Annotated in this window: 20 protein-coding genes; 10 read left to right on the top strand and 10 right to left on the bottom strand. The window is 43.7% G+C overall.

The annotated features are described in order from the left end of the window. Entirely contained in the window at positions 1-597 is a 597-nt protein-coding gene (plsY, locus tag QQL60_RS13425) for a glycerol-3-phosphate 1-O-acyltransferase PlsY (RefSeq protein WP_284723604.1), read from the bottom strand. A gap of 79 nt (positions 598-676) precedes the next feature. Here plsY and folB point away from each other — a divergent pair, with 79 nt between their 5' ends. Both folB and folK read left to right on the top strand, forming a co-directional pair. Then, positions 677-1,027, top strand: a complete 351-nt coding sequence (folB, locus tag QQL60_RS13420) for a dihydroneopterin aldolase (protein ID WP_007144281.1) — start codon at positions 677-679, stop codon at positions 1,025-1,027. After that, the gene (gene folK, locus QQL60_RS13415) at positions 1,027-1,533 is read left to right on the top strand and encodes a 2-amino-4-hydroxy-6-hydroxymethyldihydropteridine diphosphokinase (protein ID WP_284723603.1); all 507 of its coding nucleotides are present in this window, start codon (positions 1,027-1,029) and stop codon (positions 1,531-1,533) included. Before folB ends, folK begins: the two co-directional genes overlap by 1 nt. Here folK and QQL60_RS13410 read toward each other — a convergent pair. After that, positions 1,492-2,211: an SDR family NAD(P)-dependent oxidoreductase gene (locus tag QQL60_RS13410; protein WP_284723602.1), complete on the bottom strand. Its 720-nt coding sequence runs from the start codon at positions 2,209-2,211 to the stop codon at positions 1,492-1,494. The two genes, folK and QQL60_RS13410, sit on opposite strands and share 42 nt — an antisense overlap. Before the next feature lie 16 nt (positions 2,212-2,227). On the opposite strand from QQL60_RS13410, the gene QQL60_RS13405 reads away from it, so the two are divergent. Then, positions 2,228-3,400, top strand: a complete 1,173-nt coding sequence (locus tag QQL60_RS13405; protein ID WP_284723601.1) for a class I SAM-dependent methyltransferase — start codon at positions 2,228-2,230, stop codon at positions 3,398-3,400. A gap of 58 nt (positions 3,401-3,458) precedes the next feature. On the opposite strand, the gene QQL60_RS13400 is transcribed toward QQL60_RS13405, so the two are convergent. Genes QQL60_RS13400 through QQL60_RS15260 form a run of 6 tightly spaced genes read right to left on the bottom strand, consistent with a single transcriptional unit; the run spans position 3,459 to position 7,013 of the window. After that, complete coding sequence (locus QQL60_RS13400) at positions 3,459-4,328, bottom strand: hypothetical protein (RefSeq protein WP_007144277.1); 870 nt, start codon at positions 4,326-4,328, stop codon at positions 3,459-3,461. A gap of 28 nt (positions 4,329-4,356) precedes the next feature. Beyond that, positions 4,357-5,445, bottom strand: a complete 1,089-nt coding sequence (locus tag QQL60_RS13395; RefSeq protein WP_284723600.1) for an NAD(P)H-dependent glycerol-3-phosphate dehydrogenase — start codon at positions 5,443-5,445, stop codon at positions 4,357-4,359. Then, positions 5,402-5,893, bottom strand: a complete 492-nt coding sequence (gene secB, locus QQL60_RS13390) for a protein-export chaperone SecB (protein WP_007144275.1) — start codon at positions 5,891-5,893, stop codon at positions 5,402-5,404. The genes QQL60_RS13395 and secB overlap by 44 nt, the downstream gene beginning before the upstream one ends. Positions 5,894-5,910: 17 nt before the next feature. Continuing rightward, positions 5,911-6,168, bottom strand: coding sequence for a glutaredoxin 3 (gene grxC / locus QQL60_RS13385; RefSeq protein ID WP_040576134.1), 258 nt, complete (start codon positions 6,166-6,168; stop codon positions 5,911-5,913). 26 nt (positions 6,169-6,194) lie between these two features. Continuing rightward, a complete protein-coding gene (locus QQL60_RS13380; protein WP_007144273.1) occupies positions 6,195-6,614 on the bottom strand; it encodes a rhodanese-like domain-containing protein in 420 nt (139 codons plus the stop codon). A 30-nt stretch (positions 6,615-6,644) separates the two neighbouring features. Continuing rightward, a complete protein-coding gene (locus QQL60_RS15260) occupies positions 6,645-7,013 on the bottom strand; it encodes an ArsR/SmtB family transcription factor (RefSeq protein ID WP_007144272.1) in 369 nt (122 codons plus the stop codon). Between the two features lie 88 nt (positions 7,014-7,101). Between QQL60_RS15260 and gpmI the strand changes: the two genes are divergently transcribed. The 5 genes from gpmI to QQL60_RS13350 are packed head-to-tail and all read left to right on the top strand — an operon-like array spanning position 7,102 to position 12,517. Beyond that, positions 7,102-8,634 (top strand): 2,3-bisphosphoglycerate-independent phosphoglycerate mutase, encoded by a 1,533-nt coding sequence (gpmI, locus tag QQL60_RS13370; RefSeq protein ID WP_284723599.1) that lies wholly within the window; start codon positions 7,102-7,104, stop codon positions 8,632-8,634. A 9-nt stretch (positions 8,635-8,643) separates the two neighbouring features. Further along, the gene (locus QQL60_RS13365; protein WP_284723598.1) at positions 8,644-9,810 is read left to right on the top strand and encodes a murein hydrolase activator EnvC family protein; all 1,167 of its coding nucleotides are present in this window, start codon (positions 8,644-8,646) and stop codon (positions 9,808-9,810) included. A 26-nt stretch (positions 9,811-9,836) separates the two neighbouring features. Continuing rightward, positions 9,837-11,150: a S41 family peptidase gene (locus QQL60_RS13360; RefSeq protein WP_007144269.1), complete on the top strand. Its 1,314-nt coding sequence runs from the start codon at positions 9,837-9,839 to the stop codon at positions 11,148-11,150. Between the two features lie 10 nt (positions 11,151-11,160). Continuing rightward, positions 11,161-11,715: a DJ-1 family glyoxalase III gene (locus QQL60_RS13355; RefSeq protein ID WP_284723597.1), complete on the top strand. Its 555-nt coding sequence runs from the start codon at positions 11,161-11,163 to the stop codon at positions 11,713-11,715. A 4-nt stretch (positions 11,716-11,719) separates the two neighbouring features. Beyond that, positions 11,720-12,517, top strand: a complete 798-nt coding sequence (locus tag QQL60_RS13350; protein WP_007144267.1) for a response regulator transcription factor — start codon at positions 11,720-11,722, stop codon at positions 12,515-12,517. Here the strand turns inward: QQL60_RS13350 and QQL60_RS13345 are convergent. Next, positions 12,494-13,399 (bottom strand): LysR family transcriptional regulator, encoded by a 906-nt coding sequence (locus tag QQL60_RS13345; protein ID WP_284723596.1) that lies wholly within the window; start codon positions 13,397-13,399, stop codon positions 12,494-12,496. The genes QQL60_RS13350 and QQL60_RS13345 overlap by 24 nt on opposite strands. A gap of 94 nt (positions 13,400-13,493) precedes the next feature. On the opposite strand from QQL60_RS13345, the gene metE reads away from it, so the two are divergent. Next, a complete protein-coding gene (gene metE / locus QQL60_RS13340) occupies positions 13,494-15,773 on the top strand; it encodes a 5-methyltetrahydropteroyltriglutamate--homocysteine S-methyltransferase (RefSeq protein WP_284723595.1) in 2,280 nt (759 codons plus the stop codon). A gap of 36 nt (positions 15,774-15,809) precedes the next feature. On the opposite strand, the gene QQL60_RS13335 is transcribed toward metE, so the two are convergent. After that, the gene (locus QQL60_RS13335; RefSeq protein WP_284723594.1) at positions 15,810-16,739 is read right to left on the bottom strand and encodes a LysR family transcriptional regulator; all 930 of its coding nucleotides are present in this window, start codon (positions 16,737-16,739) and stop codon (positions 15,810-15,812) included. Between the two features lie 126 nt (positions 16,740-16,865). On the opposite strand from QQL60_RS13335, the gene QQL60_RS13330 reads away from it, so the two are divergent. Continuing rightward, positions 16,866-17,105, top strand: a complete 240-nt coding sequence (locus QQL60_RS13330) for a DUF2798 domain-containing protein (protein ID WP_284451374.1) — start codon at positions 16,866-16,868, stop codon at positions 17,103-17,105. Positions 17,106-17,169 lie beyond the last annotated feature (64 nt).

Below are 17,169 nucleotides of genomic sequence, written 5' to 3'. Positions count from 1 at the left end.
TTAGCCAGACTTTGACTCTTCCTTAGCCAGTAGGCGACGGATATTACCGTGATGACGGGCAATTAAGAACAAGGCAGTCAGTAGAATAATCCAACGCGCATTGACACTATCGATAAGCCACAAACTATAAACCGGGGTAAGGGCAGCAGCCACTAAGGCAGATAGAGACGATATACGTGTCACAGCAAACACCACTAACCAAGTGACTAATCCTGCTGCGGCCAGTATCGGTGATAGAGCGATAAAGCCACCCAATGCGGTAGCGACCCCTTTGCCACCTTTGAATTCAAAAAAGATCGGAAACAGGTGACCTAAAAAGGCGGCAAACGCTGTTGCGGCGACCCACACCATATCAAGGCCGATGGCATATGCAATTGCTACCGGAATGACGCCTTTCAAAACATCAAACAGCAAGACAGTTGCTGCCAGTTTTTTACCGCCAAATCGCAGTACGTTAGTTGCACCGGGATTACCTGAGCCCTGAGTTCGTGGGTCCGGCAAGCCTGCCAGCTTACATAAAATGATCGCACTCGATAATGAGCCAAAAAGATAAGCGACCACCAATAAAATGACGGGTAAGGCATAAGTCTCAAGCATGATATGATGCTACCTTTTAAAAACGTTGCGACATTATAGGTCGCGAATCAATGATTGCCACCCTTTGACAGATCGAGACATGGATAAAATTTTTCTTAACGACCTTAAAATCGACACCATTATTGGTATTTACGACTGGGAAAGACACACACAACAAACCCTGACTTTTGATCTCGAAATGGACTGGGATATTCGTCAAGCTGCGGAAACAGACGATATCAGCAACACACTGGACTATGGTGCTATTGCCCAAAAAATAGTTAATTTTGTTAAAGCCAGTGACTATCAGCTTATTGAAACACTGGCTGAAGATCTCGCCCAAATGTTACTCAATGAGTTCTCAATTCCCAAACTCAAACTGACGCTGAGTAAGCCCGTCGCCTTACACGGTCAAAATACGGCTCGAATTGTGATTGAACGTAGCAAATAATGCATAAACAAAGACACGGCTACCTACTTGGACTGGGCTGCAATATCGATCCGTTTGAAAACTTTTCAAGCATGGTCGATCTGTTGCTAGCGCATTTTGAGCGTTTTGATATCAGCCGGATTTTGCATATTCCACCGGTAGGCATGAATAGCCAGCACTTTTTCCTGAACGCCGTCGCCTTTATTGAGACGGATATGCCACAAGACAAACTGAAAGACATCTGTAACGCGATAGAGATGAGACTAGGCCGTGATCGTGAAGATCCTGATCGTAAACACAAAGATCGGCCAGCGGATCTGGATATTCTGTGCTCTCTTACGGTGCCTGACGGTCTGAATACCCCGGCTCGGGAAATCACAGATGAATATTTTCTGTATCCCTTAATTGATGAATTGTTTAAATTTTTAAGTGATCAACCACTTAACAGCCAAATACAAAATGGCACCAAAATCCAGGTGGGATCTTTATCGTTTGGAGAGTCGGCGACCACCATCCACCGCAATTGAGACACCGGTCAGGAAAGGATTGTCTAACAAACTTTTGACGGCCAGGAAAACAGGCTCTGCACCACCTTCACGTGCTAGTGGTGTTTCAGACATCATCTGCTGACGAACCTCATCAGAATGTGACTCGGTGAACAAGACAGGGCCGGGAGCAACGGCATTGACCTTGATTGCTGGTGCATATTTTTTTGCCAACACCAGCATCATATTATGCAGGCCAGCCTTGGTGGTGCCATAAATATCAAATCGCGGTGTTGGGTTCTCAACATTGATATCGGTGATATGCACAATATCCGCCGGTTTGTCAGCGTCTCCTTTTAGCTTGTTTTTGAGTCCTTCATTAATCAAAAAGGGTGCCATCATATGTACATAAAAAAATTGTTCATACTGCTGAGCGGCTTTTTCTAGATCATCATCTGTCGGCGAAAATGATGAGGCATTATGAATAATCGCTTTTAATGATTCACAGCGTTGTTGGCAATCCTCAATAAACGCCATGATAGCTTGTTTGGAGTTAAAGTCTGCCTGAATGGTATCAATACCCATTTCACGCATTTCTTGGACACCATCAGTCTCGGTACGGTAATGTGCAAGCACATTACATCCTTGTTCATGGAATCGCTTAGCCATATGCAAACCGACTCGACGACTGGTGCCTGTCACCAATACAACCTGATGCAATTGCTACTCCTCAACGATGAATAATAAACACACATTATCGACTGTTTCGCCTGAAGCGCAACAACACAGTGATGCTTTAAAAGAATTGATCAAAAAGCAAATACAGTCTGAAGGTGGCACAATCAGTTTTGCCAAGTATATGCATGCCTGTTTGTACGCGCCAGGTTATGGTTATTACAGTGCTGGCAGCCATAAAATTGGCGAGCAGGGCGATTTCACCACCGCCCCTGAAATCAGCTCTTTTTTTGGTTATAGCATCGCCAACCATATCATCGATGTCTTTGCCCAGAAAACCCAAAAACATATTCTTGAATTTGGTGCTGGCAGTGGGCAACTCGCCATAGACATCATGACCTATCTGGAAAAAAGCCATGAGCTGCCTGAGTTTTATTACATTCTGGAAATCAGTGCTGATTTACGCCAACGCCAGCAACAGTATATTCGACAACTTTTACCCGAACACATAGATCGGTTTGTTTGGTTAGATGAATTACCTGAACAGTTTGAAGGTGTCATTCTAGCCAATGAAGTATGTGATGCCATGCCCGTTAACCTCATCAAAATAAAAGATCATCAGCTATATGAACGTCATGTATGTCTAAACAATAACTATTTTGCCTGGCGAGATATGCCTGTGACTGATGATGAACTCATGCAGCAGGGGACTCGCATTCAAACGCTTATTTCAACAGATATTTACGAAACCGAAATCCATTTAGCCTCGCAGCAATGGTTACGTACAGTTGCCCAATCACTAAAAAAAGGCGCTTTTTTTATAATTGATTATGGCTATAGCTTTAACACGTTTTATAACGACGAAAGAAAGCAGGGGACCTTATGCTGCTACTATCGCCATCAACTGAATGATGATCCCTTTTATTTACCTGGTTTGCAGGACATTACCGCTCACACGGAATTTACTACACTGGCTGATGTCGCCTTTGAAAGAGGGCTGGATGTGGCGGGGTTCCATGAGCAAAGCGACTTTCTGATGGCAGGCGGCATTACCGATATTGCTGCAGCGTTTCACACCGACACGCCTTCTGCTGACTGGTTACAACAGAGTGCAGGATTGAAGCAGTTATTAATGCCAAACCAGATGGGCCAGCAGTTTAAAGTGTTGAGTCTAACTAAAAACCTTGAATTGTTAGCGCGGCTTTCAATAAACGACCGCCGCTATCAACTCTGAATGACAGCAACAAAAAAGGGGCTGAAAGCCCCTTTAATGTTTGAATAAATACCTAGAATTATTTCTTCAACGCTTCCAGTTCTTTTTGTAATTTATCCATTTTTTCGCTCATATCAAATAAGACTTCTTTGATATTTGCCATGTCATCACGAAGATTGCTGGTTTCTTGCTTATTACGTGCAATATCTTCTTTCAACTCAGGACTGATAAGCGCATCTTTTGAATCAGCTTGACGTTCAGCAATGGTTTGTAAAACCGTCGGAATATCAATCTCAATCCAGTCTGTTCTCTCTTTACCTGTTTCAGGATCAATGTGATATGACATACCATTATCAAGCGCCACTCTTACAGCGGGTTCAGAATCAAACTTTCTGGTACCCGGTAACAGTGGGTTAACGCGGCGGTCAATTTCCTGACCGGTGTATTGGTCTTTGTCACGATAATCTTCGTGTAACAAACCGAAGATAATGTTCAAGCGACCACCACTCATGAAAACACGACCACTATCACTTTGACGCTCTTTGGCAATCATACCCTGATGCACACCCAATGTAACAAAGGTAACATCTTCATTTGGCTGAGCACGGCCTAAACCATTCGCTAAACCATTACTCAGAATCTGTAACTCTGCAGGTGAAAACAGCGGATTTTGACGCTGATTAAACAACACCTTTTCATTCACATAAAGCGATTCTAAAACTGAACGCATCGTGTCTGGTGAAATTGAGTAGGGGTGATCGTTTGCCACACCTGGAACATCGCGATCAACAATTTTGACGTACTGCAAACCTGTTTCAAATAAGGTTTTACCTTCTGTAGAAATTTCTACATCATCAGACTTTTTCAGTGGGTTACCACAACCACTCAGCCCCAGGCTCAGGGCTAAAGCAACGGTCACTGCCGTGCTGTACTTCACAATGCCTCGCATAGATTCTTCCTCGTTTTAGTTAACCCGTTTAATTAACGGGAGGTGTGAGTTCTGCTTTTTGTTCCCTGCATAATAATGCCTGAACGGATTCTCGTGGATCGTACCCTTCAAACAAAATTTTGCATACTTGCTCCACAATGGGCATTTCAATGTCAGCCTGACGGGCTCTCAACATGACTTCACGTGCAGCATGCATTCCTTCTACTGTTTTACCGACAAACTTAACAGCATCATCAACGCTGAGTCCGCGTCCAATCGCCAAACCTAATTGACGATTGCGACTTTGATCATCGGTGCAGGTTAAAATCAAATCACCAATACCAGACAAGCCGAACAAGGTTTCAGTTTCCGCACCCAGTGCTGCCGCTAAGCGTCTTATTTCGGCCATACCCCGCGTAATCAATGCGGCTCGGGCATTGGCTCCATAGCCTAAACCATCAGAAATACCCGCACTAATCGCCAACACATTTTTGACTGTGCCGCCAATCTGCACACCTAACACATCATAAGTTGTGTAGACACGCAGTGTTGGGCTATGAAACAAACCCGCCAGTTGTTTGGCAAAATCACCATCTTCCGATGCTACTGTAAATGCCGTCGGTAAATTAGCCGCGACTTCTGCGGCAAATGAAGGGCCGGAAATCACCGCTAATGGGTGATTTTCACCCAAGACTGAACGAGCCACATCATAAAGCAGCTCACCGGTATCAGGAGCCAAACCTTTTGTTGCCCAACTCACGGGCGTTGTAGCTGCAAGTACTGGCTTTATCATTTGCAAGCTTTCTACAAAGGCTTTACTGGGAACTGAAATCAACACATGACCACAATTTTGTAGGGCTTTATGCACATCATCCACTACCGATAAAGCATCAGGGAACGCTATACCAGGCAAGTATTTCGCATTTTCACGCGATGTTTGCATCTCTGCGCAATGTAGTTTGTCTCTTCCCCATAACCATGTCTCATGACCATTTCTGGCCATCGCCATGGCAAGCGCAGTTCCCCACGCCCCAGCGCCCAACACCAGTGTTGGTAATAAATTGGCTTGTTCAGACACCGCCGTTTCCTGGATATTAATGCGTCGTTTTTGCTCTTGCTTCTTGAGCTTGTCTCTCAACTTGCTCTTTTTGATGGAGATACATCGCATCAAAATTGACGGGGGCCAATACAAGTTGCGGGAAGCCACCCTTAGTCACTAGATCAGACACCACTTCTCTGACAAATGGGAAAAGCGTATTGGGGCAGTAACTACCGACTAACGGTCCCATTTCTTCGGTGGTATAGCCCGTTAGCGTAAAAATACCAGCCTGTTTTACTTCGACTAGAAAGGCGGTTTTATCGCCTACTTTTGCGGTGACGGTAACAGATAACACGATTTCATGTGTGTCATCGTCGATACGGTTATATTCATTGCCTAACTGTAAATCCAGTTGTGGACGCCACTCATCACGAAAAATTTCAGGTGAGTTAGGTGATTCAAAAGACACATCTTTTGTGTAAATTTTTTGGATCACAAAACGTGGTTTTTGTTGTTCTTCACCTGTTGCTGTGTTTTCTTCAGCCATCTCTATTCCTTCTTGTTTTAAGATTGCGCCAGGAGACTATCTAGTTCTTTAGTGCGATCAATCGCAACTAAATCAGTGTAGCCACCTATGGCTTTATTATTGATAAATATCTGCGGCACGGTTCTTTGCTGGCTCTTTTTCATCATCTCTTCTCTTTTTGAAGGATCCAGATCCACACGAATTTCGTCGTATTTCACGCCTTTACGCTCCAGCAACTGTTTTGCCATTACACAGTAAGGACAGTGAGCAGAAGAATAAACAATTACTTTAGCCACAATATAACCCTGCCATTTTGTTTTGATTAACTAAACAGAGGCAATTTAGCCTCTTTCCATCCATTAATGCCACCAGTCATTACATAAACTTCTTCAAAGTCATTTGATTTTAACTTTTTGGCGGCATTCCGAGCACGCTGACCACTAGCGCAGACAATTACCAGAGGTTGCGATTTATTTTTTAACTTTTTAATTTCTTCGTCTAATTTGGATAACGGAAGATTGACCGAGTCAGCAATATGCTCTTTCTCGAATTCATCTGCTTCCCGGACATCAACAAATTTACCTTTGTACTGATTGACCAGTCTGACCGACTGATTAGCATCTAATGGCTGTAATCCGGTTAGTTTACGATTAATCGCATCAGAAAAAACTAACCAAGCCAATACAACCCATGCTGCACTCAACATCCAATGATTAACGATGAACTCACCCAAATTTTCCATAGCAACCCTTAAAACTGTCTTAAAATCAGATTAATTTTTTGCAGAACAGAATACTTCACGCATCATCTCAATCAGTCTGAGAGTACGCTCATCATTCACACGGTAATAAATACGATTAGCATCACGGCGTGACATAAGAATGTCTTTTTCACGTAACTTTGCCAAATGCTGTGATACGTTACTTTGTGTGGTGCCAACCTGCTCAACGATATCCTGAACGGATAACTCATGCTCACCAATCGCGCAGAGAATCTTAAGGCGCAAAGGATGAGACATCGCTTTCAGTGCAAATGCAGCACGTTCGATATCGTTATCAATCGCGATAGAATCTATGTTTAAAGCTTGTGCCACAATTTTGTCCGTCAGTACCTGTGACTGTATTTCATCACAAAACACCATATAATACACGGCATCAATTCTTAATGACATACAAGACAAGGGATAGTCAGCAGATAGCCCGACTACTTTTCGTTTTAAGGACTTATCAATGACGCAAACACACAGACCTCTGGCGCTCATCATCTTTGATGGATGGGGCTACAGCGAATCCGCAGAAAATAATGCCATTCTTGCAGCAAATACACCGAATTGGGACCGTATGTGGGCAACATATCCACACACGCTGATTAATGCATCAGGGGAAGGTGTTGGTTTACCGGGTGATCAAATGGGTAACTCTGAAGTCGGCCATTTGAATTTAGGTGCTGGCCGGGTTGTGTATCAGGAGTTTACACGTATCAGTCTGGCCATCAGAAATGGTGAGTTTTTCGATAATCGTGTGCTGATTGACGCGGTTGATAAAGCCAAAAAAACCGATAGTGCTGTGCATATCTTCGGTTTATTATCCGACGGTGGTGTACACAGCCATGAACAACATATTCACGCCATGGTCGAGCTAGCAGCCAGACAAGGTGCCAAGCAAGTCTATGTTCATGCCTTTTTAGATGGTCGTGATACCCCACCTAAAAGTGCTGAAGCGGCGATTGAGAAACTAGAAGAAAGCTTCAAAAAATCAGGAACAGGTCAACTTGCTACCATCATCGGTCGTTTTTATGCGATGGATAGAGACAACCGCTGGAATCGAGTTGAAGAAGCCTATCAGCTCATCACCGAAGGTAAAGGCCAATATCATGCTGACACAGCGATTGAAGGTCTACGTGCAGCATATCAACGCGAAGAAACCGATGAGTTTGTTAAAGCGACCACGATTGGCACACCGGTAAAAGTGAATGACGGTGACAGCATTGTCTTTATGAACTTCCGTTCTGACCGGGCTCGTGAGCTGACGGAATGTTTCATCAATCCTGAATTTTCCGGTTTTGTTTTACCAAGAAAAATTCAGCTTGCTGACTTTGTGACATTAACCGAATACAAAAAAGACTTCACTGCGCCTATCGCCTTCCCAACAGAAAAATTACATAACATTCTGGGTGAATACTTATCTGCCCAGGGCAAAACTCAGCTACGTATTGCTGAAACTGAGAAATATGCGCATGTGACCTTTTTCTTTAATGGCGGTCAGGATACCCCGTATGAAGGTGAGGACCGTATTCTGATCCCATCGCCTAAAGTTGATACCTATGATCAACAACCAGAGATGAATGCCCCGGAAGTCACAGACAAACTTGTCGAAGCGATCAATAGTGCAAAATACGATGTCATCATTTGTAACTTCGCGAATGCCGATATGGTAGGCCACACCGGTAATTTTGACGCAGCTGTGAAAGCCATCGAAACTCTGGACGTCAGTCTGGGGAAAATTTGGACAGCTATTGAAAAAGTGGGCGGTGAAATGCTGGTGACAGCAGATCATGGCAATGCCGAGCGTATGGTCAATCATGAAACCGGACAGCCTCATACTGCACATACCAATAATGTCGTGCCATTATTATTTGCCGGTCGCGAGGCTCATTGTGTCGATGGGGGGACTTTGTCAGACATTGCACCAACCATGTTGTCATTAATGGGGCTCACCATTCCAGACGAAATGGGTAAAAAACTCTTAGTAATAGCCCAATAAGCTTTTCAAGTGACGTTGAGAATATTACTGGCATGCTTAAGCCTGCTGATCTGTTTCAGTGTTCATGCTGAAACAGATTCAGCATCGCGTCTGGACGATGTTCGCAAAGAAATAAAATCGCTGAATAGTGATCTGTCAGAAAAAAAAGCAGACCGGCAGGCACTTCTCGATCAGTTAAAAACACAAAGCCGACAAGTCTCTGAACTGAACAAACAACTTCGAAAACTTAAAGCGCAGATTAACGATAAACACAAAGAGGTCGAAGCGCTACGTCAAAAGATGGGCATCAAAGAAAAAGAGCAAAAACAGCAGCTTGATGCCTTATATAGCCAAATACGTTCTGCTTTTGTTCATTCAGAACCCAGTTATCTGGAGCTATTGTTAAACCAGAAAGATGTGTCTACTCTTAGTCGAGGAAGCACCTATTTTCGCTACTTTCATCAGGCAAGGCAGCAGGAACTAGAAAATATTCATCAACTGCTGGTGAAACTCAACGACGAGCAACGCGATGTTTTACTTGCACAGCAATCTTTAGAAAATATGCTGACGCAGCAGCGTTCGAAACAGGCTCAACTTGAACAACAAACCAAACAAAGGAAAGCCACGCTAGCTGCGCTGGATAACACCATATCGACACAAGACAGTCGTCTGGCGTCTTTGAAAGATGAAGAGCGGAATCTACAACAATTGCTGGATTCCCTTAGCAAAAAATCAGCGCCAACAGCACCGGTAGCGAAGCCTAACAATAATTCAACACCTGTGAAACCAAACACACCTTTTCCACGTCTGACAGGTAAACTAACGTGGCCTGTTAATGGAAAATTACTTGCCCGCTATGGCAGCTCGAGAAATCTTGGTAAACTCAAATGGCAAGGTATCGTCATTGCGTCACCAACTGGAAACGATGTCAAAGCCACAGCAGCAGGTCGAGTTGTTTTTGCTGATTGGTTGAGAGGGTTTGGTCTATTAATCATCATTGATCATGGTGATCAATATATGACTCTTTATGGCAATAATGAATCATTACTTAGAGATGTCGGTGAGTATGTCAAAGCCGGCGACGTTATAGCACAATCTGGCGAACAAGGAATTCGTGGCCTATCCGGCCTTTATTTTGAAATTCGTCATCGAGGCAGCCCAACAAATCCACTAAAATGGTTGGGGAAACAAGGCTGACAAGTCTTATCGATTAAGGAAGGAATATGAGTTTTTTTAAACGTGATTTCGGCTTAATTACCAGCGGTGTAATTTTAGGTGCCACCCTCGTATTTGGCCAAATGGTTTTTGCTGACAAGGAAGCAACAAAACCGGACCTACCTCTTGAAGACTTACGTACTTTTTCAGAGATTTTTGGCAGGATTAAAAGTAGTTATGTAGAACCTGTTGAAGATAAACAGTTACTGGAAAATGCTATCCGCGGCATGCTTTCCGGTCTGGATCCTCACTCAACCTATCTCGATAAAGAACAGTTCAAAGAACTGCGTGAAGGTACCTCTGGCGAATTTGGTGGACTGGGTATTGAAGTCAGCATGGAAGATGGCTTTGTTAAGGTCGTCACACCAATTGACGATACGCCTGCTGCAAAAGCCGGTATCAAACCGGGTGATCTGATTATTCGTCTTGATGACACTCCTGTAAAAGGAATGACCCTGAATGATGCAGTGGATATCATGCGTGGCAAACCAGGCACTGACCTTATGCTAACCATCATTCGTGAAGGTGAAGATACGCCACTCAAAATTAATGTCACTCGCGCCATCATCAAAGTCGAGAGTGTTAAGAAAAAAATGCTGGAACCGGGTTACGCCTATGTTCGTATTTCAACATTCCAGTCACGGACCGGTGAAAGCTTAAGAGAAGCCATCTCTGAACTGAAAAAAGAAAATGATGGCAAGCTAAATGGACTGGTGCTGGATCTGCGCAACAATCCTGGTGGTGTATTAGATGCCGCGGTTGAAGTCTCTGATGCCTTCATTGAAAAAGGGCTCATTGTTTACACTGAAGGCCGTATTCCAGATTCTGATCAGAAATTCCACGCCACTCCTGACGATATGCTGAAAGGAGCTCCATTAGTTGTATTGGTTAATGGTGGTTCTGCATCTGCCTCGGAAATTGTTGCTGGTGCCTTACAAGATCATGATCGTGCGGTCATTATGGGTACAAAAACCTTTGGTAAAGGTTCTGTGCAGACTGTAATGCCTCTCACTAATGACACTGCTGTTAAGATGACAACAGCTCGTTATTACACACCCTCAGGCCGTTCTATTCAGGCAGAAGGTATTGTTCCGGATATCGAACTAAAACCAGTGCATATTTCTGCTATTGAAGACGCAGAATTTACTCCGCTAAGAGAACGTGATCTGGCTCATCATCTGGTCAATGGTGACGAAGAAGAAAAAGCCAATGCTGAACAGAACCAAGCGGATAAAGAGAAAGAGCAACCTCTTGAAGTCTCTGATTATGCATTATCACAAGCACTGAATTTGTTAAAAGGAATGACCATCCTTAAAAAATAAAGGATAGCTTATGTCAACTGTATTGGTTCCTCTCGCCGAAGGCTTTGAAGAAATTGAAGCGGTCACCGTTATCGACTTACTGAGGAGAGCAGGGATCAATGTGGTGACAGCCAGCCTGACCCAGCGTCATCAGGTCACCGGCAGCAGACAAGTGGTATTAGCTGCTGATAGCCTGATAGATGATGTCAAAGAGTCAACGTTTGATATGGTTGTTCTGCTGGGCGGTCAGCCCGGCACGAACAATCTCAATAGCGATGCTCGTATCGCGACCTTATTACAAAATCAGTTAAATGCTAATAAATATATCGCAGCAATTTGTGCTGCACCTTTGGTATTAGCGAATGCAAAGATCCTTAATCAACACCGTGCTACCTGTTATCCGGGCGTATTGAAACAAGAAGATTGGCCTGAAATATCACTCATTGATCAAACTGTTGTCATCGATGACAGAATAATTACTTCAAAAGGACCAGGTACCGCCATGGATTTTGCATTAAGCATTATTGAAATTCTGACAACGCAACAAACACGTAACCAAGTCGAAAATGACTTGGTAAGACACTAAGCCTATGGCCTTACTTACAGCTAACGATTTATCTATTCTGCTGGTTGAACCTTCAGCCATGCAACTCAAGCTCATCATGCGACATCTGAATGAAGAGGGTGTTCATAAAATTGATGGCGTCAGTAGCGGTAAAGAAGCATTAGCGCTGATTAGTAAATACCCACCCGATCTGGTGATTACAGCCATGTATCTACCGGATATGACGGCTAATGAGCTTATTGAAACTGTGATACAAGATCATCCTGAGCTCAATCTGTCATATATGCTGATTTCCAGTGAAAAAGGGCATGCAGCGCTGGAACCTGTCCGTCAGGCTGGAGTGATTGCTATCCTGCCCAAACCCTTCGATCATAAAGACTTACAACGGGCTATAAGGGCCACGTTAGATATCATTGATCCAGAAGAAATTACGCTGGAAAGTTATGATGTCAGTGAGTTGAACTTGTTGGTTGTTGACGATAGTTTGACTTCACGTAATCACATTATGCGTATTTTCAGTACGATGGGCATTCAGCATATTGACGATGCTGAAAATGGTCGTAAAGCTTTGGATAAAATTAACGAAAATCACTATGACCTGATTGTCACCGATCTGAATATGCCTGAAATGGATGGTCACGAGTTGGTTCAGTACATCAGAAATGATATGGGTAATGACGCCATTCCAATCATGATCTTAACCACAGAAAATAATGAAGCCCGACTTGGTCAGGTCGAACAGGCAGGTGTCTCAGCCATTCTCAACAAGCCTTTTGAACCTAACACTATCCGGGAAATGTTATTTCGTCTGCTTGATTCCTAAAGCACCTTTTTTCTGTCCCATTTCTAAAAATGTTGCCATATAGGGCACCGTCTGTTCACCCACCCGCATCGCTGCAAATAAGGTTTTCATCACACCATGCTGCCCTAATCTAACGATAGAAGCAGGAATTTCCTGGCAATATTGTTTAGCCAACCAATCAGGTAATACGGTCACACCACGGTTCAGGCTCGCCATTTGTACCATGATATCTAAAGATTCCATCGTTTTATGTTGTGGTTTTACATTGGCAGGCAGTAAGAACTGAGTATAAATATCTAAGCGTTCATGCGGCACGGGAAAAGTCATCAATAACTCCGATTCCAATGCCTCTGCTTCTATATAATCCAGCCCAGAAAGTGAGTGAGTACTTGCTACCAACAACACCATTTCATACTCGAATAATGGCGCATAAAATAAATCTTTGTGTGTCACTTTATCCGGCGTCACCAAACAGTCTATGTGATGATTTAATAGTCCTTCCAAACCGGAAAACTGGAATTTATGAACAATATCTACATCCATTTTCGGCATCGCGATCAGATAGTCCGTTAATATTGCTTTTAACCACTCATAGCATGGATGACACTCCACACCAATCTTTAACACCCCTTGCTTACCATCAGCCAGAGCCTGCATTGTATTTTCTGCCTGCTCAAAAACAGGTAATACCTGCCTTGCCGTTTTTAATAAAAGCTGACCAGCTTGGGTGAGCCTCAATTTTCTTCCCTGTCTCTCCCAAAGACGAACCTCTAACTTCTGCTCAAGGTAACGAACCTGATGAGTTAATGCCGGCTGAGTGACATATAAGGCGTTTGCAGCCGCCGTTAGACTGCCATGCTCTGCCAAAGCCTGAATAATTTTTAAATGGGTACGCTCAATCATGTATGAAATATTCTTATAGATTAAGAAATAAATATCATTATTCCTTATCTTTTATCAACTTTACAATGGCCCACGATTTGTAAAGGAACATAACATGGTAAAAACACATAACCTGGGCTTCCCACGTATAGGGAAGAAACGAGAATTAAAATTTGCTCTAGAAGCCTACTGGCGTGGTGAAACATCGCTTATTGCTCTGGAACGGCAAGCCGCTGAATTAAGAAAAAAACACTGGAATAGCCAAAAAAAGCTGGATTTTAGTCCTGTAGGCGACTTTTCATTTTATGATCATGTGCTAGACACCAGCTTACTGCTAGGTAACTTGCCTCGACGCGCTCGTAGTGGACTGTCTGAACTGGATCAATACTTTCAAGCCGCCAGAGGTCAAACCAGCAAAGCCGTTGAACAAACGTCTGTAGCAGCAGCTGAAATGACTAAATGGTTTGACACAAATTATCATTATCTGGTCCCGGAATTCGACGCAGATACCACATTTGAACTTCATGCTGAGCGCTATCTGTCTTACGTAAGAGAAGCAACGCAGCAAGGCGTCAATGCCAAACCCGTTATTCTCGGCCCCGTCAGCTACCTTTGGCTTGGTAAAAGCAAGGATGACAGCAACAAACTTGACCTGCTACCTAAACTCTTGCCCGTATACGAAGCTTTGTTAAACCTGTTAGCAAAAGAAGGTATTGAGTGGGTACAAATAGATGAAGCCATCCTTGTTACGGAACTGGATAAGGACTGGCAGCATGCTCTAAACCAGGCCTACTTTGCTTTAAACAAAACACCAGTTAAATTACTGCTGACGACTTATTTTGGCAGTCTGAAAGAAAACCTGCAGCTGGCCTGTGAATTACCCACAGCAGGGCTGCATATTGATGCCATTAATGCTCGAGATGAAGTCATTAAGGTGGTCGACTGGTTACCACCACATAAAGTGTTATCTATCGGCATAATCAATGGAAGAAATATCTGGAAGACAGACCTTAACGCAACGCTGGATTGGCTCGAACCTGTTTATATACGTCTTCAGCAACGGCTTTGGTTGGCGCCATCCTGTTCGTTATTGCATGTTCCTGTCGACTTAAACAGCGAAACGGATATCGATACTGAAGTAAAAGATTGGCTGGCATTTGCTGAGCAAAAGCTCGATGAACTGGCTATTGTCGCCACCGCGCTGAATGAAGGCCGTGACGCCCTTGCAGCAGAACTAGCCGAAAATGCTAACTCGATTGCGCATCGAGAAAACTCTACGCGAGTACACCGTAGTGACATTCAACAGCGTCTCCAATCAGTTACCGATGCCATGGCAAATCGCCAACAACCTTATGCTGAACGCGCTGAATTACAGCGTAGCAAGGTCAAGCTGCCGCTTTATCCCACGACCACCATTGGCTCGTTTCCACAAACCACCGATATTCGGCAAACACGTCAATTGTTTCGTAAAGGAGAGATAGACTTTACCGCCTACCAAGCCAAAATGCACCAACAGATCCAGCTGGCAATTGAAGAGCAGGAAAAAGTTGGGCTGGATGTTCTGGTGCACGGTGAAGCAGAGCGAAACGATATGGTGGAATACTTCGGCGAACAACTCGATGGTTATATCTTCAGCCGGTTTGCTTGGGTGCAATCTTACGGTTCACGCTGTGTTAAACCTCCTATCATCTTTGGGGATATCGCACGACCCCGTGCAATGACCGTCGACTGGATTAATTATGCTCAATCACTGACCGATAAGCCTGTAAAAGGCATGCTGACTGGCCCTGTCACCATGCTGAACTGGTCCTTTGTTCGTGATGATCAACCACGTTCAGACACGTGTTTACAACTGGCCCTGGCCATTCGTGATGAAGTACTGGATCTTGAAAAGTCTGGGGTTAACATCATTCAAATCGATGAAGCGGCATTACGCGAAGGGCTACCGCTGCGTCGTGCTGAATGGCAAGACTACCTTGACTGGGCGGTACGTTGTTTCCGAGTCACTGCCAATGGCGTAGCGAATGAAACGCAAATCCATACCCATATGTGCTATTCCGAGTTCAATGACATTATTGAATCAATTGCTGCGATGGATGCTGATGTCATCACCATTGAAACCTCACGGTCAGATATGGAACTACTGGATGTCTTTAATGCCTTTGATTACCCCAATGAAATTGGACCGGGTGTATATGACATCCATACACCGAATATTCCTAATGTGGAGTACATGAAAACCCTGATGAAAAAAGCGGCACAGCGAATTCCGGCTGAACGTTTGTGGGTCAACCCCGACTGTGGCCTGAAAACCCGTCAATGGGCAGAAGTGAAACCCGCGCTGGAAGCCATGGTTGAAGCCGCCAGAGAGTTACGCCAATCTCAGGCAGCCTAGCGTAATGGATGGGTGGAGTAGGGGGCTTAATGGTACCTACTCTCCCTTATCCCAGCTATTAGGTAAATTCTGATGCAAAAAGTCCTGAAAAACCCGTACTTTTAGCGTTTTTGCAAAACGATCAGCAACACAGAAATAATAATCTAAAGGTTCCGCTTCACCATGAAGTTCAGAGTGATTGCCAGCTTCAAATAAGGGAATGAGTCTTCCTTCAGCAATATAAGGGGTTGCAACAAAAGCGGCTAATCTCGCAATACCTCCGCCTGCAACGGTGATATTCGCCAACATATCAATATCATCACAAATCATGGCTGTTCTGACTTCTGGTTGGAAGCGTTCACCATGCCTTATAAAAGACCACCCGACTATTTTTTCATCAACAGGAATTTTAAACAGCAAACATCTATGCTGACGTAATTCAGCAATAGAATCTGGAACACCATTTTTATCTAGATAATCAGGGGAAGCACAATAAACAAGCGGAACGGTAGTAAGTCGATTCGCCACCAGGCTATCATCCAGTTGCTCTCGAATTCGAATACTGACATCAATGCCTTCCTGCCGATGGTCAACATGTCTGTCACTGGCCATAAGCTCTATACTCAGTTCTGGATACTGCTCATAAAACATGGGGAGTAACGGAGCTAATACATGCCGTGCAAAGGCTGCAGAGCAGGCTATTTTCAGTCGTCCAGACACTTTACCATCAACTAATGAAACAGCTTCTGCCGCCAGCTCCATCTCTTGCAACAGACCTTTTACTCGCTGGTAATAAACTTCTCCGCTATCTGTTAATGCCAGACTTCTTGTCGTTCTGGTAAGTAAACGTGTAGCTAAAGCAGACTCTAATCGGGCAATATTCTGGCTGACCGCCGCTGCGCTAATACCTAACCTTCTTGATGCGGCTGCAAGACTGCCTAACTCCACCGATCTGACAAAACTCTCTACACCACGCATCGTATCCATCTGTTGATTCCCTATAAGCAACACAATATTGCTAACTTTAACTTAATAATTTATTTAGTTTATACCCTCTATTTACTTAACAGTAACATGGTTAAACTTCTCACCATAAATTAAGAGGAGTCAGTAATGAAAACAAAGAAGTTACCCGTCAAATTGACATCTTATGTATTTGCTTTTTATATGGCAGGGATTATGGCCATGTTAATGTGCTTAATTATTACTGGCGTTAACCAGGGTTGGTCTTCGCATTACATCAGTGATGTTTTACATGCTTATAAAATTGCCATGCCAGCGGCCTTTATTTGCGTTCTTATTGTCAGACCTATAGTAGCTATCCTAGTGAAAAAAACCGTTCACGTTAGCTAAAATTAAACATATACATTGATACAAACCAACCATACATTGTTACGTTTATATCACTGTTGAGAAC

Origin of the sequence: Methylophaga thalassica (assembly GCF_030159795.1) — a bacterium.
GTDB classification, from domain to species: domain Bacteria; phylum Pseudomonadota; class Gammaproteobacteria; order Nitrosococcales; family Methylophagaceae; genus Methylophaga; species Methylophaga thalassica.
The sequence above is the reverse complement of the archived record's forward strand: the minus strand, read 5'-3'. Positions and strand labels throughout refer to the sequence as shown.